The sequence below is a fragment of the Aestuariibius violaceus genome (assembly GCF_040779325.2).
Taxonomy (GTDB): Bacteria; Pseudomonadota; Alphaproteobacteria; order Rhodobacterales; family Rhodobacteraceae; genus Aestuariibius; species Aestuariibius violaceus.
This window is the reverse complement of sequence record NZ_JBFONT020000002.1, coordinates 877,582-899,079: the sequence shown is the minus strand read 5'-3', so window position 1 is coordinate 899,079 and position 21,498 is coordinate 877,582. Positions and strand designations below refer to the sequence as shown.

Annotated in this window: 23 protein-coding genes and 1 tRNA gene; 21 read left to right on the top strand and 3 right to left on the bottom strand. The window is 61.0% G+C overall.

Annotation, left to right across the window (positions count from 1 at the left end; all coding sequences use genetic code 11):
* Nucleotides 1-39: 39 nt before the first annotated feature.
* The 8 genes from AADZ90_RS11680 to AADZ90_RS11645 all read left to right on the top strand — a co-directional run bounded on the left by AADZ90_RS11680 (nt 40) and on the right by AADZ90_RS11645 (nt 6,324).
* Nucleotides 40-975: an FkbM family methyltransferase gene (locus tag AADZ90_RS11680; protein WP_411997013.1), complete on the top strand. Its 936-nt coding sequence runs from the start codon at nt 40-42 to the stop codon at nt 973-975.
* A 61-nt stretch (nt 976-1,036) separates the two neighbouring features.
* Nucleotides 1,037-1,213: a YbjQ family protein gene (locus tag AADZ90_RS11675; RefSeq protein ID WP_367310233.1), complete on the top strand. Its 177-nt coding sequence runs from the start codon at nt 1,037-1,039 to the stop codon at nt 1,211-1,213.
* A 17-nt stretch (nt 1,214-1,230) separates the two neighbouring features.
* Entirely contained in the window at nt 1,231-1,737 is a 507-nt protein-coding gene (locus AADZ90_RS11670) for a cupin domain-containing protein (protein WP_367310164.1), read from the top strand.
* 129 nt (nt 1,738-1,866) lie between these two features.
* Nucleotides 1,867-2,391 carry a hypothetical protein gene (locus tag AADZ90_RS11665; RefSeq protein ID WP_411997012.1) on the top strand — a complete coding sequence of 175 codons (525 nt, stop codon included), beginning with the start codon at nt 1,867-1,869 and terminating at the stop codon, nt 2,389-2,391.
* 131 nt (nt 2,392-2,522) lie between these two features.
* Nucleotides 2,523-3,278 carry a Fe-S cluster assembly ATPase SufC gene (gene sufC / locus AADZ90_RS11660; RefSeq protein ID WP_367310162.1) on the top strand — a complete coding sequence of 252 codons (756 nt, stop codon included), beginning with the start codon at nt 2,523-2,525 and terminating at the stop codon, nt 3,276-3,278.
* On the top strand, nt 3,278-4,570 hold the full coding sequence (gene sufD, locus AADZ90_RS11655; RefSeq protein ID WP_367310161.1) for a Fe-S cluster assembly protein SufD: 1,293 nt from the start codon (nt 3,278-3,280) through the stop codon (nt 4,568-4,570). The genes sufC and sufD overlap by 1 nt, the downstream gene beginning before the upstream one ends.
* A 3-nt stretch (nt 4,571-4,573) precedes the next feature.
* On the top strand, nt 4,574-5,077 hold the full coding sequence (locus AADZ90_RS11650) for a hypothetical protein (RefSeq protein WP_367310160.1): 504 nt from the start codon (nt 4,574-4,576) through the stop codon (nt 5,075-5,077).
* A gap of 23 nt (nt 5,078-5,100) precedes the next feature.
* A complete protein-coding gene (locus tag AADZ90_RS11645; RefSeq protein ID WP_367310159.1) occupies nt 5,101-6,324 on the top strand; it encodes a cysteine desulfurase in 1,224 nt (407 codons plus the stop codon).
* On the opposite strand, the gene AADZ90_RS11640 is transcribed toward AADZ90_RS11645, so the two are convergent.
* A complete protein-coding gene (locus AADZ90_RS11640) occupies nt 6,321-7,205 on the bottom strand; it encodes a LysR family transcriptional regulator (protein ID WP_367310158.1) in 885 nt (294 codons plus the stop codon). The genes AADZ90_RS11645 and AADZ90_RS11640 overlap by 4 nt on opposite strands.
* Nucleotides 7,206-7,339: 134 nt before the next feature.
* Here AADZ90_RS11640 and AADZ90_RS11635 point away from each other — a divergent pair, with 134 nt between their 5' ends.
* Entirely contained in the window at nt 7,340-7,747 is a 408-nt protein-coding gene (locus AADZ90_RS11635) for a hypothetical protein (RefSeq protein ID WP_367310157.1), read from the top strand.
* Between the two features lie 285 nt (nt 7,748-8,032).
* Nucleotides 8,033-8,109 (top strand) — tRNA-Arg (locus AADZ90_RS11630).
* 367 nt (nt 8,110-8,476) lie between these two features.
* Here AADZ90_RS11630 and AADZ90_RS11625 read toward each other — a convergent pair.
* Together AADZ90_RS11625 and AADZ90_RS11620 are read right to left on the bottom strand one after the other, a co-directional pair.
* On the bottom strand, nt 8,477-9,376 hold the full coding sequence (locus AADZ90_RS11625; RefSeq protein ID WP_411997011.1) for a helix-turn-helix domain-containing protein: 900 nt from the start codon (nt 9,374-9,376) through the stop codon (nt 8,477-8,479).
* 8 nt (nt 9,377-9,384) lie between these two features.
* On the bottom strand, nt 9,385-10,287 hold the full coding sequence (locus AADZ90_RS11620) for a helix-turn-helix domain-containing protein (RefSeq protein WP_367310155.1): 903 nt from the start codon (nt 10,285-10,287) through the stop codon (nt 9,385-9,387).
* A 708-nt stretch (nt 10,288-10,995) separates the two neighbouring features.
* Here AADZ90_RS11620 and AADZ90_RS11615 point away from each other — a divergent pair.
* From AADZ90_RS11615 to AADZ90_RS11565, 11 genes are all read left to right on the top strand, one after another.
* On the top strand, nt 10,996-11,766 hold the full coding sequence (locus AADZ90_RS11615) for a helix-turn-helix domain-containing protein (RefSeq protein ID WP_367310154.1): 771 nt from the start codon (nt 10,996-10,998) through the stop codon (nt 11,764-11,766).
* Nucleotides 11,767-11,969: 203 nt separating this feature from the next.
* Nucleotides 11,970-13,337: a hypothetical protein gene (locus AADZ90_RS11610; RefSeq protein WP_367310153.1), complete on the top strand. Its 1,368-nt coding sequence runs from the start codon at nt 11,970-11,972 to the stop codon at nt 13,335-13,337.
* 59 nt (nt 13,338-13,396) lie between these two features.
* Nucleotides 13,397-14,845, top strand: a complete 1,449-nt coding sequence (locus AADZ90_RS11605) for a DcaP family trimeric outer membrane transporter (RefSeq protein ID WP_367310152.1) — start codon at nt 13,397-13,399, stop codon at nt 14,843-14,845.
* Between the two features lie 168 nt (nt 14,846-15,013).
* Nucleotides 15,014-16,537, top strand: a complete 1,524-nt coding sequence (locus AADZ90_RS11600; RefSeq protein WP_367310151.1) for an aldehyde dehydrogenase family protein — start codon at nt 15,014-15,016, stop codon at nt 16,535-16,537.
* Nucleotides 16,534-17,265 carry an SDR family NAD(P)-dependent oxidoreductase gene (locus AADZ90_RS11595; RefSeq protein ID WP_367310150.1) on the top strand — a complete coding sequence of 244 codons (732 nt, stop codon included), beginning with the start codon at nt 16,534-16,536 and terminating at the stop codon, nt 17,263-17,265. Before AADZ90_RS11600 ends, AADZ90_RS11595 begins: the two co-directional genes overlap by 4 nt.
* A gap of 58 nt (nt 17,266-17,323) precedes the next feature.
* On the top strand, nt 17,324-17,818 hold the full coding sequence (locus tag AADZ90_RS11590) for a nuclear transport factor 2 family protein (RefSeq protein ID WP_367310149.1): 495 nt from the start codon (nt 17,324-17,326) through the stop codon (nt 17,816-17,818).
* Between the two features lie 104 nt (nt 17,819-17,922).
* A complete protein-coding gene (locus AADZ90_RS11585) occupies nt 17,923-18,603 on the top strand; it encodes a hypothetical protein (RefSeq protein WP_367310148.1) in 681 nt (226 codons plus the stop codon).
* Between the two features lie 140 nt (nt 18,604-18,743).
* Nucleotides 18,744-19,595 (top strand): SMP-30/gluconolactonase/LRE family protein, encoded by an 852-nt coding sequence (locus AADZ90_RS11580; RefSeq protein WP_367310147.1) that lies wholly within the window; start codon nt 18,744-18,746, stop codon nt 19,593-19,595.
* Nucleotides 19,592-20,461 (top strand): SDR family oxidoreductase, encoded by an 870-nt coding sequence (locus AADZ90_RS11575; RefSeq protein WP_367310146.1) that lies wholly within the window; start codon nt 19,592-19,594, stop codon nt 20,459-20,461. Before AADZ90_RS11580 ends, AADZ90_RS11575 begins: the two co-directional genes overlap by 4 nt.
* On the top strand, nt 20,458-21,069 hold the full coding sequence (locus AADZ90_RS11570) for an NADPH-dependent F420 reductase (RefSeq protein WP_367310145.1): 612 nt from the start codon (nt 20,458-20,460) through the stop codon (nt 21,067-21,069). The genes AADZ90_RS11575 and AADZ90_RS11570 overlap by 4 nt, the downstream gene beginning before the upstream one ends.
* Complete coding sequence (locus AADZ90_RS11565) at nt 21,066-21,497, top strand: nuclear transport factor 2 family protein (RefSeq protein ID WP_367310144.1); 432 nt, start codon at nt 21,066-21,068, stop codon at nt 21,495-21,497. The genes AADZ90_RS11570 and AADZ90_RS11565 overlap by 4 nt, the downstream gene beginning before the upstream one ends.
* The last annotated feature ends 1 nt before the right edge of the window (nt 21,498 follow it).

Sequence of the window (21,498 nt, the reverse complement as noted above, 5' to 3'; positions counted from 1 at the left end):
GCGCGTGGTCTCCCGGTCACCTGTCATGTTGAAGCCCTGATGTCTAACCTCAACGTGGAAACCCCGCCGGCGCGAGTGCCGAAACGCAGACGTTTGCGGCAGCTTGCACGTGCACTGAACCTGCCTCGTCCTATGGCTGTGGTCGATGTCGGAGCCAATCCGATCAATACTCCCAGCTATGAAAACCTGCTTAGGGTCGGTGCTGGACGACTGGTTGGATTCGAGCCTGATCCGGCTGCGTTTGAGGCTCTTCAGAAAGAGGCTGCAAACGGGGATCGCACATATCTACCATATGCCATTGGCCCGGAAGGGCGTTATGTCTTCCGGGCGCACCAGATCAATTCCCTCTCGTCACTTTTTCCGTTCCGGCCCGCAGCCGCGAGGTTCATGGGCAAGATGCACTGGATCAGGCGCAGAGTGGACGAGATCGAGATGGATCTTCATCAGCTTGATCGCCTCGAAGATGTTCCGCCGATCGATTTCCTGAAGATGGATGCCCAGGGTGCCGAACTGGCAATCCTCGAGGGCGGCAGGCAGAAGCTTTCGAAAGCCGTGGCCATCATGCCTGAAGTCGCCTTCTATCGCATTTATGATGGGCAGCCCCTGATGCGCGATATCGATCAAGAGATGGAAAGACAGGGCTTCGTTCTTCACAAGATCCTTTTCCAGAAACCAGCACTGCTGCCGTCAAGTCAATCAAAGCGACTGCATCGCCGGCGCGCCGCGAGCCAGTCGATCGACGGAGATGCTGTTTGGATCCGAAACATGGAAGAGCCCGAGGACCTGACATCGGATCAGATCAAACATCTGGCGCTTTGCGCGGACAGCGTTTTTGAAAGCCCCGATCTGGTGCTTATGTGCCTCGACATCCTGGTCGCGCGTGGGGAAGTGACCAGAAAGCTCCCATCGACCTACGTTGACATGCTGCCGCCTGAGGTGCTGGCGGATCCTGTCGCGGCGCGGAGTGATGAATGATGGTTTTGGTCCATATCACGTTTCAGACTTGGTCACGCTTGCCAGCGAGTAGGAAAGACAGATGATCAGCACGATACGCCCAACTCAGCAAAGCCGCGCGATCTTTGTCGGTCGCGATATCACTTTTGATCAGGAGCTTCCGAACGAGAACTCTCTGGTCGGCGTGGATCTGGATTGCGAGGTCGTCAACAACACGCTGATGGTCTCGGCCTCCGGGACCGCTGTGACGATTTCCTGAGCAAAGGAGAGCTGACCATGGCCATCCCCGTTATTCATCTTGATGAGCTTGATGCCTTTCCGATGGCGCCGCAGCAGGGGTCGGAGAAGTTCGGGGCGGAGGTTGCCTCTTTCGGGTCGGAGGCCGGGCTGAAAGGGCTGGGGGCGATGTTCATCACGGTCCAGCCCGGCAAGCGGGGCTTTCCGCTGCATAACCATCTGGGCAATGACGAGATCTTCGTGATCCTGGAGGGGGAAGGGACCTATCGGTTTGGTTCCGAAGAGCATGTGATCAAGGCGGGCGATGTCTGCGTTGCGCCGCGGGGCGGGCCCGAGACGGCGCATCAGATCATCAATACCGGTGACGGGCCGTTGCGCTATGTCGGTATCTCGACCAGCAACGATCCGGATGTGGTGGAGTACCCCGATAGCGGCAAATTCGCGGCCCTGGCGATCGCTCCGGGGACGAGCTTTTTCGATGCCCATCTGCGCTATGTGGGCCGCCGGGAGAGCCAGACCGATTATTGGGACGGCGAGGATCTGTGATGCCTCTGCCGATGACCTCACCTTCGCCAAAAATGCGCGAAAAGGGCCGTGCCGCCGCCGCTGCCGCGCCGCTTTTTCGCCATGGCGCGCCGCTACGTCAAGAAGCGGAAGGCAAGAGGTGTGGTTATCATGTCGTCAGGATCCATTCTCGATCAGCAGAAGATTTTCAACGACCGCGTGAAGCGGATCAACAATCCCCGCAACAAGACCTGGACCGACCCGGAAACGGGCATCAAGATGCACAAGCATCGGCGCAAGGGCGCCATTGCCGGGTCGGACCGGGTGAAGCCGTCGCCCATCATGGCGGTCGTCGCCGCGCTGCTTGCCTTTGCCGTGACGTTCTATCTGTCGGTGAACACGTTCAGCGAGGCTTTGGCCGGGTTGAGCCCCGAGATCGCGCTGGGCGTGAGCCTGGGCGCACCGATCGTCGTACTGATCGCGTTGCGCTGGCTCTTCGCGCAAGGTGGGATCGGGTCGTTCCTGTTCCAGGTGGTCCTGATCGTGGCGCTGAGCTTTACAATCCACAACGCCGTGCATGTGGTGCCGCAGGAGTACCTGACCAAGGTCTTCCCCGAGGAATGGGTCGCCACGATGCAGGCAGACACGGAATTCCGCAGCGTGCGGGTGGGAACCTTCTTCACCTACACGTTCTGAGAGACGCGGGGGCGCGGGCCCCTGCATTCGCACAACCGAAACTGAAGGCGCCTCGCCCGGGAGATACCCCGGAAGCGGGGCGTTTTCGCGTGCTGGTCTGAGGGGCCGGCGGAGGCAGACAGGAGAAAGAGATGCTGAAGATCGACGGGTTGAAGGTGAGCCTCGAGGAAGAGGAAAAGCAGATCCTGAAAGGGGTCGACCTTGAGGTGAAGGCGGGCGAAGTGCACGCCATCATGGGGCCGAACGGGTCGGGCAAGTCGACGCTGTCCTACGTGCTGTCGGGCCGTGACGGCTATGAGGTAACGGACGGGTCAGCGACGCTGGAAGGCGAGGACATCCTGGAGATGGACCCCGAAGAGCGTGCCGCCGCTGGCTTGTTCCTGGCGTTCCAGTACCCGGTGGAGATCCCCGGCGTCGGCAACATGACCTTCCTGCGCACGGCGCTGAATGCGCAGCGCAAGGCGCGCGGCGAGGACGAGATGTCGGCGGCCGAGTTCCTTAAGCTCATTCGCGAGAAGGCGAAGGCGTTGAAGATCGACGCGGATATGCTGAAGCGGCCGGTGAATGTCGGCTTCTCGGGCGGGGAGAAGAAGCGGAACGAGATCCTGCAGATGGCGGTTCTGGAGCCGCGGATGTGCATTCTGGACGAGACGGATTCCGGGCTGGATGTGGATGCGATGAAGCTGGTGTCGGAAGGGGTGAACGCGCTGCGCGATGCGGGGCGGGCGTTCCTGGTGATCACGCATTACCAGCGGCTGCTCGATCACATCAAACCGGATGTCGTCCATATCATGGCGGACGGCAAGATTGTGAAGACCGGCGGCCCGGAGCTGGCGCTTGAGGTCGAGAATAACGGCTACGGAGATCTGCTGGCGGAGGCCGTGTGATGTCGGCAATCCGGGAGCTGAAGCAGAACGCGACCGAAGAGCGGCTGGCCGCCCTGCGGTTCGAGGACGGCGCGGCCTGGGCCAATGCGGCCCGTGAGGCGGCGCGGGATCGGGTCGTGCGGATGGGATTGCCGCACCGGCGGGACGAATACTGGAAGTTCACCAATCCGGCCTCGCTCGTTCAGAGCGCGCCGGATGCGGCGGCGCTGTTCGAGACGGATGAGCTGCCGCTCTTCCACGAGGTCGACCGGCTGAAGATCGTCTTCGTCGACGGGGTGTTCGACGCGGAAGCCTCGGACGATCTGGCGTTGGAGGGCGTGGAGATCCACAGGCTTTCCGATGTCTTCACCCGTGACATCCACTGGGCCAAGGACCTTTACGGCAAGCTGGAAGAGCGCGGGCAGGATCCGGTTGAGCGGCCCTTCGCGGCGCTGAACACGGCCTTTGCCACCGATGGCGTGGTGATCCGTGTCACCGGCAAGGCGGCTAAGCCTGTCAGCCTGATGTACCACCACCGCGACGAGACCTCGGATGCGATCCTGCACCACCTGATCAAGCTGGAAGAGGGCGCGGAGCTGACGCTGCTTGAGAACGGCCCGGCGGCGGCGCGGTTCAACAAGGCGATGGAGGTCGAAGTGGCCGATCGCGCGGCGTTCCACCACGTCCGGGCGCAGGGGCGCGATCATCAGCGACGCGCGGTGACGGGGACCTTCGCGCGGCTGGGGGAGGAGAGCCAGTTCAAGTCGTTCACGCTGACCGCGAACGGGGTGCTGACGCGCAACGAATGCGTCATCGAGATGGCGGGCGACAATGCCAGCGCCCATGTGGCCGGCGCGGCCGTGGGCGACGGGAAGGATTTCCACCACGACGACACGGTCTTCGTCACCCATGACGCGGTGAATTGCGAAAGCCGTCAGGTCTACAAGAAGGTGCTGCGCAACGGCGCGGTGGGCGTGTTCCAGGGCAAAATCCTGGTTAAGCCCGGCGCGCAGAAGACGGACGGCTACCAGATCAGCCAGTCGCTGCTGCTCGATGATGACAGCCAGTTCCTCGCCAAGCCGGAGCTTGAGATCTATGCCGACGATGTGGCGTGCTCCCATGGCTCCACCAGCGGGGCGATCGACGATACCGCGCTGTTCTACCTGCGCTCGCGCGGGGTGCCGGAGAAGGCGGCGCAGGATCTGCTGACGCTCGCCTTCCTCGCCGAGGCGCTGGACGAGATCGCCGACGAGGCGCTGGCCGAGGATCTGCGCGCGCGGCTCGAGGCGTGGCTGGCGCGGCGGCGGGGCTGACGGATGGCGGTGACGCACGAGATCTTCCGAAGCTGGCGGCAGCCGCGCGCTGTCGTCCGCGACCTGCTGATGCAGGGCAAGCGGGAGGATCGTGCGATCGGCTATCTGATGGTCGGCTGCTTCATCATCTTCGTCTCGCAGCTTCCCCGGCTCGCCCGGACGGCGCATCTGAGCGACGGGGATGTGGCGCGGCTGGCGGGGTATGAATTCCTGAGCTGGCTGATCGTCTGGCCGCTGGCGCTTTATGGGCTCGCGGCCCTCTCGCGTCTTGCCGCCATGGCGATGGGCGGGCAGGGGAGCTGGTTCGGCGCACGCCTGTCGCTGTTCTGGGCGGTTCTGGCGCTGGCGCCCGCGACGGTGCTCTATGGGCTGACCTCGGGCCTCTTGTCGAACGATCCGGGGCGTTTCGACGCGGTGGATCTGACGGGGCTTGTATGGCTCGGCGGTTTCCTGTGGATATGGCTGTCCGGTCTGGTTGAAACGGAACGCGCGGAGGTGCCAGCATGAGCCCTGCCGATGGAACGAAGAGTATGACATACGACGTTGCCACGATCCGGAAGGATTTCCCGATCCTCTCGCGAGAGGTGAACGGCAAGCCCTTGGTCTATCTGGATAACGGCGCGTCGGCCCAGAAGCCGCAGGCGGTGATCGATGCGGTCACGCAGGCCTATTCGATGGAATATTCGAACGTCCATCGCGGGCTGCATTACCTGTCGAACCTCGCGACCGAGAATTACGAGGCCGTGCGGGGCAAGCTCGCCCGGTTCCTGGGTGCCGGGTCCGAGCGCGAGATCGTATTCAACAGCGGCACGACAGAGGGGATCAACCTCGTCTCCTACGGCTGGGCGGCGCCCCGGATGGAGGCGGGCGACGAGATCGTGCTGTCGGTGATGGAGCACCACGCCAATATCGTGCCCTGGCACTTCCTGCGGGAACGGCAGGGGGTGGTACTGAAATGGGTCGATATCGACGCGCGCGGCGGGCTTGACCCCGAGAGGGTGATCGATGCGATCGGGCCGCGGACAAAGCTGGTCGCGATCTCGCATCTGTCGAACGTGCTGGGCACGAAGGTCGACGTGAAGGCGATTGTCGAGGCGGCGCATGCCAAGGGTGTGCCGGTGCTGGTCGACGGGTCGCAATCGGCGGTGCACCACAAGGTGGATGTCAGCGACCTGGGCTGCGATTTCTACGCGATCACGGGCCACAAGCTCTATGGGCCGTCGGGGTCCGGCGCGATCTATATCCGGCAGGAGCGGATGGACGAGATGCAGCCCTTCATGGGCGGCGGCGACATGATCCGCGAGGTGGCGAAAGATCACGTGAGCTGGAACGACCCGCCGATGAAGTTCGAGGCGGGCACGCCCGGCATCGTGCAGACGATCGGGCTGGGGGCTGCGATCGATTATATGGAAAGCCTCGGGATGGAGGCGATCGCCGCCCATGAGGACAGCCTGCGCGACTACGCGATGGAGCGGCTGGGCGGGCTGAACTGGCTGAACCTGCAGGGGACGATGCCGGACAAGGCGGCGATCTTCTCTTTCACGCTGGAAGGGGCGGCCCATGCCCACGATATCTCGACTGTGCTCGACAAGAAGGGCGTGGCGGTCCGCGCGGGGCACCATTGCGCGCAGCCGCTGATGGATCATCTGGGCGTGCCCGCGACCTGCCGGGCGAGCTTTGGCCTCTACAACACGCGCGAAGAGGTCGATGCCTTGGTCGACGCGCTGGAGCTGTGCCACGAGCTTTTCGCCTAGGCGGGCAGGTCCGCCCTGATTGGTGTTGCGGCGAGCGCAGGTTCGACCGCGTCGAGCAGCCAGCGCGCCACAACCTGCGCCCGACGGAGATCGGCGATGGCCGGGTCGAGATGCAGGTGCAGGACACGCTCGATCGGGTTGGCGCAGCTGTCGTCGCGGACGATCCCCCGGGTCGCGTCGCCGACCGCGGTGGGAAGCATTCCGATGCCTGCCCCGCCTCGGATCGCCTCGGCAAGGATCGAAGCGTCGGTGGCGGTGAGAACGATCCGCCGGTCCACACCGATATGCCGCTCGACCACCCGCGCGAAGGACGGGCCGTCGGCATCGTCGTCGCGAAACATCACCCATCGGTCGTGGGTCACCGTTCGATCCGCCGCGCAATAGGCCGCGTAAGGGACGTTGGCTAGGGGATAGGCGATGTCGGGACGCCGGGCGGCCGCATCGAACCAGAGCGCCAGCGTCGTCTCGCCGTGCAGCGGGGCAGGGGGCAGGCGGCCGGACATCCGCAGCTCCAGCCCCGGATGGCGGGCGGTCAGCGCGTCGAGCCCGCGGGAGGCGAGGCGAGCGAGCGTCCAGGTGTTCCCGAAAAGCCGGACGATGCCTTCCGCCCCCCGGTCGGGATCGGCCAGATCGTCGATCATGCGGGAGAGCCGGGTGTTGACGGCCTGCGCGTCGGTCAGGACCCGCTCCCCGGCTTCGGTCAGAAGGAAGCCGGCCTTCGAGCGCTTGAAGAGCTTCTGCCTGAGATCCGCCTCCAGCGTATTGAGCCGGCGCCCCACCGTCGTCTGGTCGGTTCCAAGCAGATGCGCCGCCCCGGTCAGCGATCCGGCGCGGGCAATGGCGATGAAGGTTTCCAGATGGCTCCAGTTCATACTCGCCATACCTGCATTTTTGCCTGATTAAGCTGCAATTATTCTGCTTTCAAGTCGATACCCTGTAGAGATACCCTATCCGGGCCGGTGGGGGCCGGGACGGGATTTCTTGACGAAAGTCTTTGTAAGGAAGGGAATTTGAGATGGTATTTTCACGGTCGCTCGTCGTGCTCGGGATGATTGCACTCGCGGGCTGCGCCCCTCGCCAGGACCCGCAGCCACGCATCACGCCCGAGCCTGTGTTTAACAAGTTCGGTGGTGGAAGCTGCGTACCGGGATACATTTACGTCCCGGGCGCAGTTCCGGAACAGGCGCGCTGTGTCCCTGCGGGTGAATGCGAGGAGGTGATCCTGGCCGACGGGTCCCAGGCGGTGCAATGCACCCCGCCGGGAGACGATTGCGTGGAGACGTACAACGCCGATGGCAGCGTGATCGAGGAGTGCGGTAATCCCGACCGCCCGCGCGACGATGATGATCCCGAGCGCCGTCCGGATCCGCAGGATCCTCGCGATCCCGGCCGCGATCCGACCGGGGCTCCGAACCCGCAGTAGGGAGGCAGCCCGGCCTCTGAGTTTGGGTACATGCCGGGGCGACCTCGGGTAGCGAGCAAGAACCGGGCTTGCGAAGCCAGGGGAGCGCCGCTAATCAGAGCGTCAGGCACCCGTAGCTCAGCTGGATAGAGCGCTGCCCTCCGAAGGCGGAAGTCAAGTCTGGCGGTTGCTAAGGGAACTGGAAGAATAAGTTTGCGAAACAATGGCTTGAGCGGATGTCGGAACCGCTATTCAAACGAGTCAGTGTTTCGAGTAAGCACTGCGTAAGCAGTAGGAAGAAATAGAGCACCCGTAGCTCAGCTGGATAGAGTGTCGGCCTCCGAAGCCGAAGGTCACAGGTTCGAATCCTGTCGGGTGCGCCATTTCTCTCAATAAATCAATATCTTAGAAAGCGGCGCCTCGGAGCTTTGCTGCTTACGTGGTGCTTACGCGGCGATTTTGCGTAGACAATCAGGCAATTATGGCGTGCTGGAGCGATATCGCCAACTAAGTCAGTCGGTTTTGCGGTAAATTCGAATCTCACGCGCCCCACCACGTGAGAAATGGTTCGCTGCCGTGCCAGTGAGTACTCCTTGATGCGAAATGACCACCGACGGTGCGAATGCCAACCCGCGATGAGATGCGAACTATTCCTAAGCAGTCGCGCTACGCTCGGCTGGCAGCGGCCTACGACCAGTTCGCTCGCACAATACGGCGGATAGCGATGGCGCCGGACGGCAGCCGGAGGCTCTACTGCCGCACCTCGCGTCGCCACTTTCCCGGTGTCGTTCCTAGTATCCTGCGAAACGTATCTGTCATGTGACTCTGGGAGGCGAAGCCGGTGGCGTAGGCGATTTCAGCGAGTGGCATGTCGCCAAGGCGCAGGAGTTCGCAGGCTTTGTCCAGACGTTTGCCGGTGACATAGGCGTGTGGCGTATCGCCGGTGGTAACCTTGAAGGCGTCGGCGAAGATCCAGCGGGGCATGTCGAGTGCACGGGCGAGGTCTTCGACAGTGAGCCGTTCGGCAAGCCGGTGCTCGACCAGCGTGTCGATGCGTGTGATCTCGGCTGGACTGAGCGGAAGGATCGGCTGAGGACGGCGTAGGGTGCCAGCCTTGTCAAGGAGCCGGGCGATCAGCACCTGCGTAAGCCCGTCCATTAGAAGGTCGCTGGTGCCACCGGTGCGCGCGCTCTCCGCCCACATTTGCATGGCGGTGCGGCGGATGGTTTCGTCGCGGAATATGACGGCGCTGGTAAGCGCGTCGAATGACGAGAGATCGCTGACGCGGTGATCATCAAGAATCGCGGCTGTGCTGGCGGCCGGAAAACCTATGAACAACGGAACATGCAGCGCACGACACTCATAGCTAGCCTCAGTGTCGGCGGGTAGCAGATGAAGGTCGCCCACGCGCAATTCTCGCTCGGTAGTCCAGCCGTCTCCCATGTCCCACCTCAGCGTCGTCTCAGATCGCAGCACGACGCCCACCACCACATCGGTTCGGGGAGCTTGCGTATGGCTGAACTCGCTCTGTTCCACACGGATCATCTTCACCGGCATCGACCCGCCGGAGCGATGCTCCTGCGGGCACGCAGCATAGGTCGAGGCTGGGTCGGTGTAGAACTCTGCCAGCGAGGACGCGGTTTGCTGCACTGCCCCACTCATTGCCGCACCTCGCGTCGCCACTTTCCCGGTGTCGTTCCTAGTATCCTGCGAAACGTATCTGTCATGTGACTCTGGGAGGCGAAGCCGGTGGCGTAGGCGATTTCAGCGAGTGGCATGTCGCCAAGGCGCAGGAGTTCGCAGGCTTTGTCCAGACGTTTGCCGGTGACATAGGCGTGCGGCGTGTCGCCGGTGGTGGCCTTGAAGGCGTCGGCGAAGATCCAGCGGGGCATGTCGAGTGCACGGGCGAGGTCTGCGACAGTGAGCCGTTCGGCAAGCCGGTGCTCGACCAGCGTGTCGATGCGTGTGATCTCGGCAGGGCTGAGCGGAAGGATCGGCTGAGGACGGCGCAACGCACCCGCCTTGTCGAACAGCCGCGCGATCAGGACTTGGGTCAGCCCGTCCATTAGAAGGTCGCTGGTGCCGCCTGTCCGCGCGCTCTCCGCCCACATTTGCATGACGGTGCGGCGCAGCGTTTCGTCTCGGAAAAGTGTGGCTCCGGTCAGAGAATTCAAGTCCGATAGTCTACCGGCACCATAATCCTCAACCAGCGCTTCAATCTCACCTGCGGGAAGACGAATATCTATGAGTTCATGCTCACCGTAGCAGTAGAAGTCGATAGCCGTCTGCGCCGGAACAACGCTGAGATCACCACTTCGAGAGGTTTTTTCGTCGGTAAGGCCATCACCGACGTTCCAACGAAATGGCATGTCAGCGCGCGTCGCCAGGATCAGGCCCAGCTCCGGTACAGCTGGGTCCGTGCCTTCAAATGGCTGCTGCTCGGCGCGAAGCAACGTTACAGGCATGGACCCGCCATCACGATGTTCCTGAGGGAACGCCGCGTAGGGACTGGACGGATCAGAGTAGAATTCCGCCAACGAGGATGCGGTGCACTGCGTCATTTTTTCCGCCTCCTTTCGCGTGCAATTGGCCAGAACTTCAAAACACTATATAGCACAAAGCTATCCAGTATTCTGTAATCGTCGAGAATTCAGACTTCGTCGGCCGACGAATGTGGAATACCTGCGCGCTAATTGGTGCGACCTTTCTAGAATGACCTTCGGATCCTCCAAACCGCCACCTGTGGTCAGTTCCAGCGACGGGATCCGGCGCGACCTGAGCACTGGCAGCATCTGCTATGTCATGCTGAGCAAGGGCGAGACTGTTGTGGCCGGTGACGATTTCGAGATTTTCTTGCGTAACGCTGGGCGCGGCCGCGCCCTGTGGTCAGGAACGAACGGCCGAGACCGGTCAGGCGCTGCCATTCTCCTGCCACCGGGAGAAACGTTATCAATCACGGGCCATTTGAGGGCACTTCGCGTGGTGCTTCCGGGGCTTGTGGTCACGGAGTACGTCGGGCCTCTATCCGAGGTACTGATCGGTTTACTCTGCTCACGTGCCTGGCGCAGTTCCGATGAAGTCGCAGAGACGTCTTTGGCGCTAGTCCGGCTCTTGATCCACGAAGAACTGGCCGCACGGGATGAGCATGGCGCTGCGTATCCAAGGCTAAACTGAAATTTTTTCAGAATTGTCGAACGTTCTAGATTTCCAATTCTGGAATCAACATCTGCACGGAATACAGGCTTAGGCGAATTTGCTTTCTGATCTGCATGAAGCAGTCCGAATTCAATCTCCAGGATTCAGCAAACACGACAGCTGATCAGCGCCTGCGCCTTATCACCTTCCGGCGTGGAGAAGTATGGCCTGAGCGTGAGCAGTGCGAAATCGTCTTGGTGCTCGACTGCCAAGCGAAAGAGTTCAGTCTGACAGATCTGCGCGGCAGGCTGAGCGTTGGTGAACTCGTTCTCTTGCCTGTGGGGGACGGCACCAGCGCTTGCGTGAGAGGCCGTGTCTTGAGCGCGCGGATGGATAATCTTCCCGCACCGCCGATTCCGCAACGCGTAGGTGACCGGCTGATCGGACAGCTTCTGCGCAGGGCTTGGGGCTCATCCTATACCGCGAGCGAGATTATTGACCCGATGTTGAGCGTAATCGAGCTTCTCGTTGCGTCGCGCGTGCGCGCCCAGCAGGAGCGATTGGACCTCTTGGATCGCCTTGATCACCGCATAGCGCGCAGTGTCGATTACATCGAGACTCATTACGGCGACGCGCTGACGATTGCAGAGCTTGCCGGCGTTGCCTGTCTTTCGCCCGGCCATTTCTCCCGGACTTTCAAGACAGCAATGGGCGTTCCGGTTTGGGCCTATGTCACGCGCCGTCGGTGCGAGAGAGCGAAGGAGATGTTGCTGACGACAAGCGTTTCGATCGCCGAAATCGCCTATCGCTGTGGCTTCGCCAACCAAGGCCACCTGACACGGTGCTTTAAGGAGGCTTTCGGGGGTACCCCAGCAGCGGCACGCAATGGGTTCCATTGCACCTAAGGTTTAAGCGCGATCTCGTCCTAATTGTGCAACGGTACGTTTCAATCATAGCAAACAGGACGTCTCTGTTAGGTTATCATCAAATGCATCGGCCAAGTTCATGTTGGTCGGAAGTGCTTTTTCCTCGCGTCGCGGTCACTCGACACAGTTTTACCATCGCCGCCCGCGTCCGGCGCGAAAGCACCAACGATAAGAGGTGCATGATGTTCACAATGGTTCGGTTCAAGATATGGAATGGCGCCGCTGCCTTCATTGCCGCTGCTGTCGCTTTTGCTGCCCCCGCTACGGCACAGCCGCGGATCGATCTTTCGGCAGTGCCGCACCAAGTCGGCGCGTTTGAGCCCTTATCATCCAACATCATTGCCAGCTTTGAGGAGGGTAATTTTCTCGAAAGCGTAATTGTGCTTTCGAGCGGGGATCTGCTCATCACAGAGATTCAAAGCCGAACCATCTGGCGAGTGGATCCGAGCGGAGCGCGCGCGCCGTTCCATCAATCCGATATCCAACCGGTCGGTCTGGCCGTCGATATTGATGGCCAGATTGTGTTGTCCGGCAGCACCGCCGATGGCAATGCGGCGATTTTCACATTCAAGGACGATGGCGCGCTTGACCGGACCATCCTCATCGAAGGCGCACAGTTTCTGAACGGCGTCGCTTTTGTCGCTCCGGGTCAGCTGCTCGTCGCTGATTCTGGAGGCGGACTAATAATTCATGTCGATATAGAGTCAGAAGAGTCGCGGATCTGGTCGTCCGATGAAAGTCTCGGAGTTCACCCGGATCGCAGCCCTCTGCTGCCGGGCGTGAATGGGCTAAAGGTCTTCGACGGCGCCGTGTACGCCACCAATTCAAGCCGTACGACCCTCTTGCGCATTCCTGCTATCGGGCTGGACTATCGTGCAGGGAGTCCAGAGGTCATTTTGCAGGATATCTCGTTCGACGATCTCGCAATTGCCGCCGACGGGACCATCTACGGCACCACGCATATATTCGACAGCGTGGTCCGGATCGAGCAGGATGGATCGGTCACGACTGTCGCCAAGACCGAGCAAGGCGTTGCGGGATCGACGGCAGCGGCGTTCGGGCGCCGGGCCGAGGACCGAAACACGCTTTATGTCGTTGGGGATGGCGGATTTTACCTCGATCCAGAAAATCCTGCACCAGCAAATGTCGTTGCCATTGGTACGGACGAGCCGGGCCTGTCGCTTGAAGCGAGCTTCTCGCATATCGACTATCCGAATATGGAACCGGCTGCCCGGATGACGATGGTGCGTTGCATGACCGTGCCCGGATCGGATGAAAGGCGACGGGCCGTCGCGCCTGACTACGACCGCTTCCTCAAGCTCAACATCGCGCGGATCGCTTTCGCCGGAGAGGTCTACGGAGATGGGCGGGAAGCGGAGCTGACGGCTCGGCTCTATTTTATGCACGGTTTAGACGAAGCGCGCGCTGAGGGGATAATGGAAAGTTCACCCTACTTAATAGAGGGGGTTTACAGCAGCTGCGACGCAGTGCCCTTCGATGCGATGCCTGGCTCGATCGCCTGGCCGGATGAGCTCTCGCGCGGCAGGTGAGCGTCTCATCGAACTTGCCGCGTGATCTTTCGGATAGGGCGAAACTGGGATCGCCACTCGTGTCCACCCTTGCGATGGCGCTGTTTTGCGTCTGCTTACCCGCCCCGCCAGCAGCGGCACAATCAGAGCCCACGCTGTCCGATCTCATCGCGATCATCGAGCAGCAAGAAGAGTTGATCCGTCGGCAAGGCGAACGAATCGACCACCTGGAGCGGCGGCTGGACGAACGGGCGTTAGACGATGAGGTGCCGATTTCGACATTCGCGGAGTACCCTAACGAAGCCGAAGCGCCCCCAGCGCGAACTCCTGCGAGTGGCAACGGTGCAGATACGCAACCGCTCGACAATCCTGGCCGCAGCAATAGCGAAATAGGCCGATTTCCGGATGATACGATTGTGAGGCCGGGCAGCTTCGACAATTCGATCCGCATCCCAGGTAGCATCCTCGCGCTCAAGATCGGTGGGTTTGCGCAGGTGAACCTCAACCGGTCTTTCGGAGATCAAGCCGCCGATGGCCTGTTCCTGCCGAGCTTGATCCCGCTGTCCGATACCGATGTTTCGCGTACGGCATTTCTTGCCGATGGCAGCCGTTTCAATGTGGATGTTCGCGGCGACACCGAACTCGGCTTGTTCAGGACCTTCATCGAAGCGGATTTCAACGGTGCGGAGGGAAATTCTCTGACCACCAATAGCGATGGACTGCGGCTTCTTCACGCCTATGGCCAGCTCGGCAATCTCTATGCGGGCCAATATTGGTCGCTGTTCTCGGATGTTGAATCGTTTCCCGAAACGCTCAATCCCACATCGCCATCGGGCAAGCCTCTGGTGAGGCAAGTGGGCGTGCGGTACGTCGGCGATCTGTCGGCAGGCCTATCCTATGCAATAGCCATGGAAAATCCCGCGAGCCGGTTTTCGGGGCCCCAGTCCAGCGAGAGCCTCGACAACTGGCCCGATCTGCTTGCCGGGGTGACCCTGGAACGCGACTGGGGCCGAATACGCCTGGTGGGTTTGGTACGCGCGCTGCGAGCGCGTACAGAGATCAATGGTGAGACCCGTTCCGACAGCGAGATTGGATGGGGCCTGAATATGACCGGGCGTATCGACCTGCCCTTCCTTGAAGACCAAGACAATCTGGTGTTCGGAGTTGGCGGCGGTGAGAGCATTGGGCGCTATCATCTCGAACTGGCATTCGACGGTCTTGACGGAACCGTGAGTGCCGACGGAACGCTGCAGACCGTCCCAACATGGACGGCACATGCCGGCTATCAGCATTGGTGGTCCGACACGCTGCGAAGCACGGCGACCTACGGGCTCATTGTGGTTGGCCGAACGCAGAGCCTTGATGATGACGATCCACGAATGTTGCAGATCGGTACCGTAAATCTTGTCTGGTCGCCGGTTGCCATGGTCGATCTGGGCGCGGAAATAGTCATCGGAGCGCGCGAAACACAATCCGGCGAGCAGACCGATGCGTCGCGGCTCCAATTCCTGGGGCGGTTTCGTTTTTGATCGGGCTTGTTCGCATCAAACGAGCGAATGGAGCAAGCCGAGCCAGTTGATCCGCTAGATGTTGGTATCGTGTAAAGGCATGCGCGTCCGGTAGAAAACACGGCCGTTCCCGTCGGCTATCATCATTTATCGATCGAATTCTGGTCGTGCAATGGAGGATGACTGACCATGCAGAACGCAGCAACTTGCGCAACCGACACCCGAACGTCTCCCGTCGAGGACTGTCAGCTCTATATCGACGGCACTTGGCGCGAGAGTGCCTCAGGTGATCGCATGGAAACAGTCGACCCGACGACCGAGTCTGTCGTCACCACTGTCGCCAAGGGAGGCAAGGATGATGTTGAAGCGGCCATCGCAGCGGCGCGGCGACGCGCCGACGATGCAGAATGGGCCCGCATGCCCGCGCCAGAGCGCCAAGGTCTGATGATGACGGTCGCCGATATTGTCGAGCGCCATGCTGACGATTTCGCGCGCTGCGAGACGCTCGATATGGGCAAGCCCATCCAGTTCGCCCGCAGCATCGATGCCGTCCTTCTTGCAGATTTGTTCCGTTTCTTTGGCGCAGCGGCAGCTGATCCGGATGGTGACGCGCGCACCGTCTCACCGCCCCCCGACCATGCAGCACGTCAGGTCATGTCCGTGCGCGAGCCGGTCGGCGTTGTGGCGGCCATCACACCCTTCAACTTCCCCCTACTGCTCTCGGCGACCAAGATCGCGCCAGCCATGGCGGCTGGGAACACGATTGTCCACAAGCCGGCCTCGGCCACGCCGCTGTCCGCCGTGCGCCTCGCCATGGCGTTCGAGGAAGCGGGCGTACCCGCAGGGGTCTACAACCTCGTGACCGGACCTGGATCGGAGATTGGCGACACGCTGGTGACACACTCTGATGTCGACAAGATCGCCTTCACTGGCTCAACCGGTGTCGGCAAAGGGATCATCGCGAAGAGCGCCGACACAGTGAAGAAGGTGACGATGGAGCTGGGCGGCAAGTCGGCCCATATCATTTTCGCGGATGCGGACATGAATAGCGCGGTGCAAAACGCCATCTTTGGCATCTTTTACAACAAAGGCGAAATTTGCACCGCGGGATCGCGTCTTCTGGTGGAACGCTCGGCTCTCGAAGAGGTTTTGGCGGCACTGGTCGCGGCTGCGAGTGCACTCGTCATCGGCGATCCGCTTGATGCCGCGACGTTCCTTGGGCCGATGGCCGACGAGGGCCAGTTGAAGAAGGTCGAGAGCTATGTCCGCAAGGGCCGCGAAGCCGGTGCTGACCTGCGCTATGGCGGCGAGCGGGCCGAGCCTGAAGGATTGGGCGGCAAAGGCTGGTTCCACCAACCGACGATTTTTCTTGGCACAAACGACATGGCCATCGCTCAGGAGGAAATCTTCGGGCCGGTCCTGGCGGTCATTCCTTTCGATGACGAGGCCGAAGCGATCCGCATCGCCAATGATACCACGTTCGGTCTCGCCTCGGGCGTGCAGACGACGGACATGGCCAAGGCCCTACGCGTCGCGAACGCCCTCAAAGCCGGCACTTGCTGGATCAACAGTTACAATTATTTCGACGTTTCCGTGCCTTTCGGCGGTGTCAAGCAATCCGGCTTTGGCCGCGAGTGCGGACGACAGGCGCTGGAGAATTATACCCAGACCAAATCCATCTGGCTGCCTTCCATCGCGGAGGCCGCATCATGAGAGGGGCAAAGGTCGCAGTCATCACCGGCGCCAATCGCGGCATCGGCCGTGCCACCGCGCTCCGGTTCGCCGATGCAGGATACCACGTCGTGATCGGTGCGCGCGACGCGGCGCAAGCAGAAGAGGTCAGGGAAGCTATAGCAGCGAAGGGCGGTACCGCCGAAGCCATGCCGCTCGATGTGACCGCCCCCGCATCAATAGACGCTGCGGCAGATGCGCTCGCCAAGGCCCATTCGAGCATATCCGTTCTGATCAACAATGCCGGAATAAATGTTGGCCAGGAGCACGACATTATTGCCGCGTCTTATGAGGATATAGAAGCCTCTCTTGCGATCAACGCGATTGGCCCCTTGCGCATATCGCGGGTCTTGCTGCCTCTGCTGGAAGCATCAAAGGATGGTGCCAGCATCATCAACGTCTCCTCCGAAGCTGGGTCGATCGCCGCGACGCTCGATCCGGAAAACGACTATGCGCTGATGAAGGCGGGCTCGTACCGCTTGTCGAAGATGGTGTTGAACGGCGTCACCGCGTTGCTTTCAAAGGCACTGAAAGACACGTCCGTTACCGTACACGCCATGTGTCCGGGTTGGACGCAAACCGACATTGGCGGGCCGGATGCTCCCAATACGCCCGAGGATGCGGCAGACCTCGCGCTCGGCATTGCGAGCGGCGGCGTCGATGCGCCGGATGGAAGTTTTCGCAACAGGGAAGGCGCGCTGCCATGGTGATGCGACCAGCCTTCAGGAGCCCGCAACAGAAGCGGACGGATATGAAGAGGATCACAAGATGACACGCTCCCCCGAAGCGACCGTACGCGCGTATTATGCCAGCTTTCGCGAGGCCAATTGGCGCGACCTCATTCCCGACCTCTTCACGGAAGATGCGGTCTATCTGAACTTTGCCAGCGAGCAGATGTCACCCGAAACCAAACAAGCCATTCCCTGGGCCGGGACGTGGACCGGCATCGCCGAGATCATCGCCTTTCAGGAACTTCTGAATGCGAACTTTGAAGTTCGCGGCTTCGATGATCACACGTTCATCGTCGACGGCGAGCAGGTCGCGGTGTTCGGCACGCTCCGCTTTGTGGCGAAATCCACCGGACACGCCGCCGATAGCGACTTCGCCATGCATGCTGTGGTGCGCGAAGGAAAGATCGCATCCTATCACTTCTACGAGGACACCTTCGCCATCGCCAATGCCTTTCGGACGGCTGGATCGTGGACAATCGACAATGGGGCGCCCGGCGTGCCGCCACGGACTGTGCCGGAGAACGGCGCATAAACATCGCAGGCATCAGTGCCCTCGTTACCGGCGCCCAATTCGGAGAGCGTGCGGCAGAGACGAAGGTGCAATCGGCCGCAATTAGAAAAAGGAACTGAATTGCCATGACCCAGCAACTGCAAACCAAGCGCACTTGGAGCGGCATTGATGTTCGCCCCTTCGGTCCCTACCGCGAGTCTCTCGCAGCCGAGTTGGGTCATCTCACGTGGAAAGATGCCACGCTTCGACAAAAGCTGGTCGAGAGCCCGAAGACCTATTTCGAGCTGACAGGGCTGCCAGAACCTGAAGGCATGGACCTTCGGATCGTTGACAAGGCGACCGATGAATTCATCTTCGTCGTTCCGCGTATCCCGCCCAAAGCTGAGCTCTGGTATCGCTATGAGCAAATCTCCGACTGGTGGATGCTTGCGCACGGCTTTTACTGGTGGATGCGCCGCGAGCACGGCGAGGTGGTCGACCCCTTCCTCGGCGCGCTCAATGTCCAGATTATTGGGCGGAGCTGGACGGATCCTGAATGGCGGGCTGCTCTTTTATCAGCGCCACGGGAAGCCCTCGAGGCCGAGATGTGCGGTACATTTCATCCTGACCTTCATGTTCGCGCGATCGAAGAAACAAACGCGCACATTCTGGTGCTGCCCACGGATCCGGCCGATGAGCGTATTGCGGACGGAAGCGAGCACCACGGAAGCCTCTTTGCGATAGCGCACACTTGGTGGCAGTGGCTTATCTGGCCGCGGCTGATGCATGCCGTGGACGGTTCCGAGATCGAAGGAATGGTCGGATGAGTTTTGATGTCATCTCTGCGCGATGCGTGACTGGTTGGCGACGAGCGGCGGGCTGCATGACGGGGATCGCGCTCCTAATAGCCTGCTCGGGCGGCGCTTCTGAGGCGGAAACCCCAGTCGAGCCCGTCGCAAATTCCGAGGTGCTCGCCCGTTTCGCACCTGGAACTTTCCTCGAGAATCTCGAGATCGCACCGAATGGCGACGTGGTCTTCACCAATTACACCGCGAAGCGCCTCGAGATCTGGCGCCCGGGCGACGGCTTGCAGACGCCGATTGATCTCGGAGCGCATGCGATGAATGTCGTCGCTCGGGACAGCGATTTCGTTGTGCTCGCGCATCGTGGGTCGATGGCGGCACCGACCGCAGATGGTCTCGGCAACGTCGTGATGATCGTCGCATATGATGGCGAGATCCGCGAAACTATCGAACTACCACAAGCCGCAGCCCTTAATGGCATGGCCCTATTGTCCCAGACTGTTGCCCTTCTGGGTGACTCTGCAACGGGTCGGGTCTGGCAAGTCAATCTGGAATCCGGCCTTGCTTCGGTTTGGTTCGAGGACCCGAGCCTGGCCCCAGAAGATCCGGCGGGTTTCGGGCTCAATGGCCTTCAGATCCATGACGGCGCGCTCTATCTTGCGAATTCCGCCGATGCATCGCTCAGCCGGATCGGCATAGGCGCGGATAGCGCGCCTTCGGGCGATCTCGAACGGGTCGCAAATTTGCCCGGAATTGACGATTTCAAATATGCTGCCGACGGAAGGTTATTCTTCGCGCCGCATACCGATGTGGTACTGGTCCGCGCGCGCAATGGCAGCGTGGAGCCAGTGCTAGATAAAGACGTCGATGGGGCGACGGCGGTCGAACTCACGCCGGACGGCACCACGCTTTACGCATTGGGAACGGGCGGTGTGTTCATAGGCGGCACCGGAGAGGCGACGCTCGTCCGTTTGCCGCTCACCCCGATTGAGACGGACGAGGAGACAGGACAATGATTGTTGTGACTGGCGCCACTGGCGGCAATGGATCAGAGATTGTCCGCCTTCTGAACGAGCGCGGAGCATCGGTTCGGGGTATGGTTCGTGACCCCGAGCGGGCTCGCGGTCGGTTACCTGCCGCTGTCGAATTGGTTCGGGGAGACTTTGACGCACCAGAAACGCTCGCGCCAGCCATGCGCGGCGCGCAGACGCTTATGCTCATTTCTTCGGCCGATCCGGCCCTGCCGGACCGGGAGCTGGCGGCGGTCCAGGCCGCAAAGGATGCAGACATCGAACGGATTGTAAAATTTTCGGTCATCGCCGCCGACCACGAACCGACTTTCGGTTTTGGCCACTGGCACCGGCCGGTCGAGGAGGCAATCCGCGCGTCCGGTCTGGCCTGGACGTTCTTGCGACCGAACGTGTTCATGCAGAATCTGTTCTGGTTTACTGACCCGATCAAGTCAGACGGCGTATTCGGCCTCCCGGTAGGCGACGCGAATGTCAGCGTTATTGACACGCGAGATATCGCCGCTTGCGCTGCAGCTGTTTTGTCCGAAGACAGGCATGACGGTCAGGCCTATCTCTTGACCGGCCCGGAGGCCCTGTCGTTCCAGCAGCAAGCCGACGTTTTATCTGACGTTCTAGGTCGCCGGATACACCATGAGGATATTACGCCTGAAGAGCACAAGCGGCGATTGCTCTCCTTTGGACAGAGCGAAGCCTATGCCAACGCGGAGCTCGAACTCGACGCCGAGCTGAAGGCGGGAGAACTGGGCACAGTCAGCGACAGTGTGAAACGTTTGACCGGTCGTCCTGCACGATCATTCAGAGACTTCTCCGAGGATTTCGCGCAAGAATTCCGACCGGAGGTAGCATCATGAAGATTGCAGTTTTGGGCGCTGGCGGCGTCGGACGAGGCATTGGCGGCATACTTGCCACAGCCGGACACGAGGTCGTCTATGGCGTGCGTGCACCGAAGAATGGCGAGATGTCGTTCGCTGATGCCGTATCGGATGCAGCTGTCGTACTTCTTGCGGTCCCGTACTCCGCAGCCGAGCCGGTCATCGCGGCGGCGGGCGATCTGACCGGCAAGGTTCTCATCGATGCAACCAACGCCGTCGACATGGGCGACGAGGGTCCGCGCATTGCTTTGAAGCCGGGACAGTCTGCAGGTGAGAATATCGCTACCTGGGCCGAGGCAGCCGATGTCTACAAGAGCTTCAATCAGGTGGGCGTCGAGGTGCTGGCCGAGCCAGACTCCTTCGGCGGAGCCAAGCCCTTCATGCTCATTGCCGGCCCCGATGGCGAAAGCCGCAGCATCGCCGAGCAGGTCGTCAGTGATGCTGGCTTCGACCCACAATACCTCGGCTCCATACGGCAATCCCACCTGCTTGAGGCCTTCGCGATGATCTGGATCAACCTTACAGGGACTGGCCGGACTGGACGTGACTGGGCGCTGGTCCGGCATCACATGGAAACGGACCAATGAGCGGCAGTGAGCAATCAAATGTTGAGAAGGTCCGGCATTTCTTCGAACTGCAATATGCTGGCAGAGCGGATGAAGGGTTCCGGCTTTACGGTCACGACGACTTTCGCTTCGTTACGGGCTCAGCTGGGAACGATGAGTTGCGCGCCGCAATCCCCTGGGCCGGATACGTCCATGAAGGTGAAGAAGGTTACGCCGAACTATACAGCAAGCTCTTCGGTGAGTTCGACGTCGAGGAATTCACGCCGCATTCCTTCGCCGAAGCGGGAGAGCGGGTCTACGTCGAAGGGCATTTCCTGTTCCGTCATAAGCAAACAGGCAAGCTTGCCGACAGCGATTGGTGCGCCCGCTTCGATATGAAGGGTGGGCGGATTGCGGGCGGTCAGTTCTTCGAGAACACCTTCGCTGTAGCTGCAGCGCGGACCCCGTAGA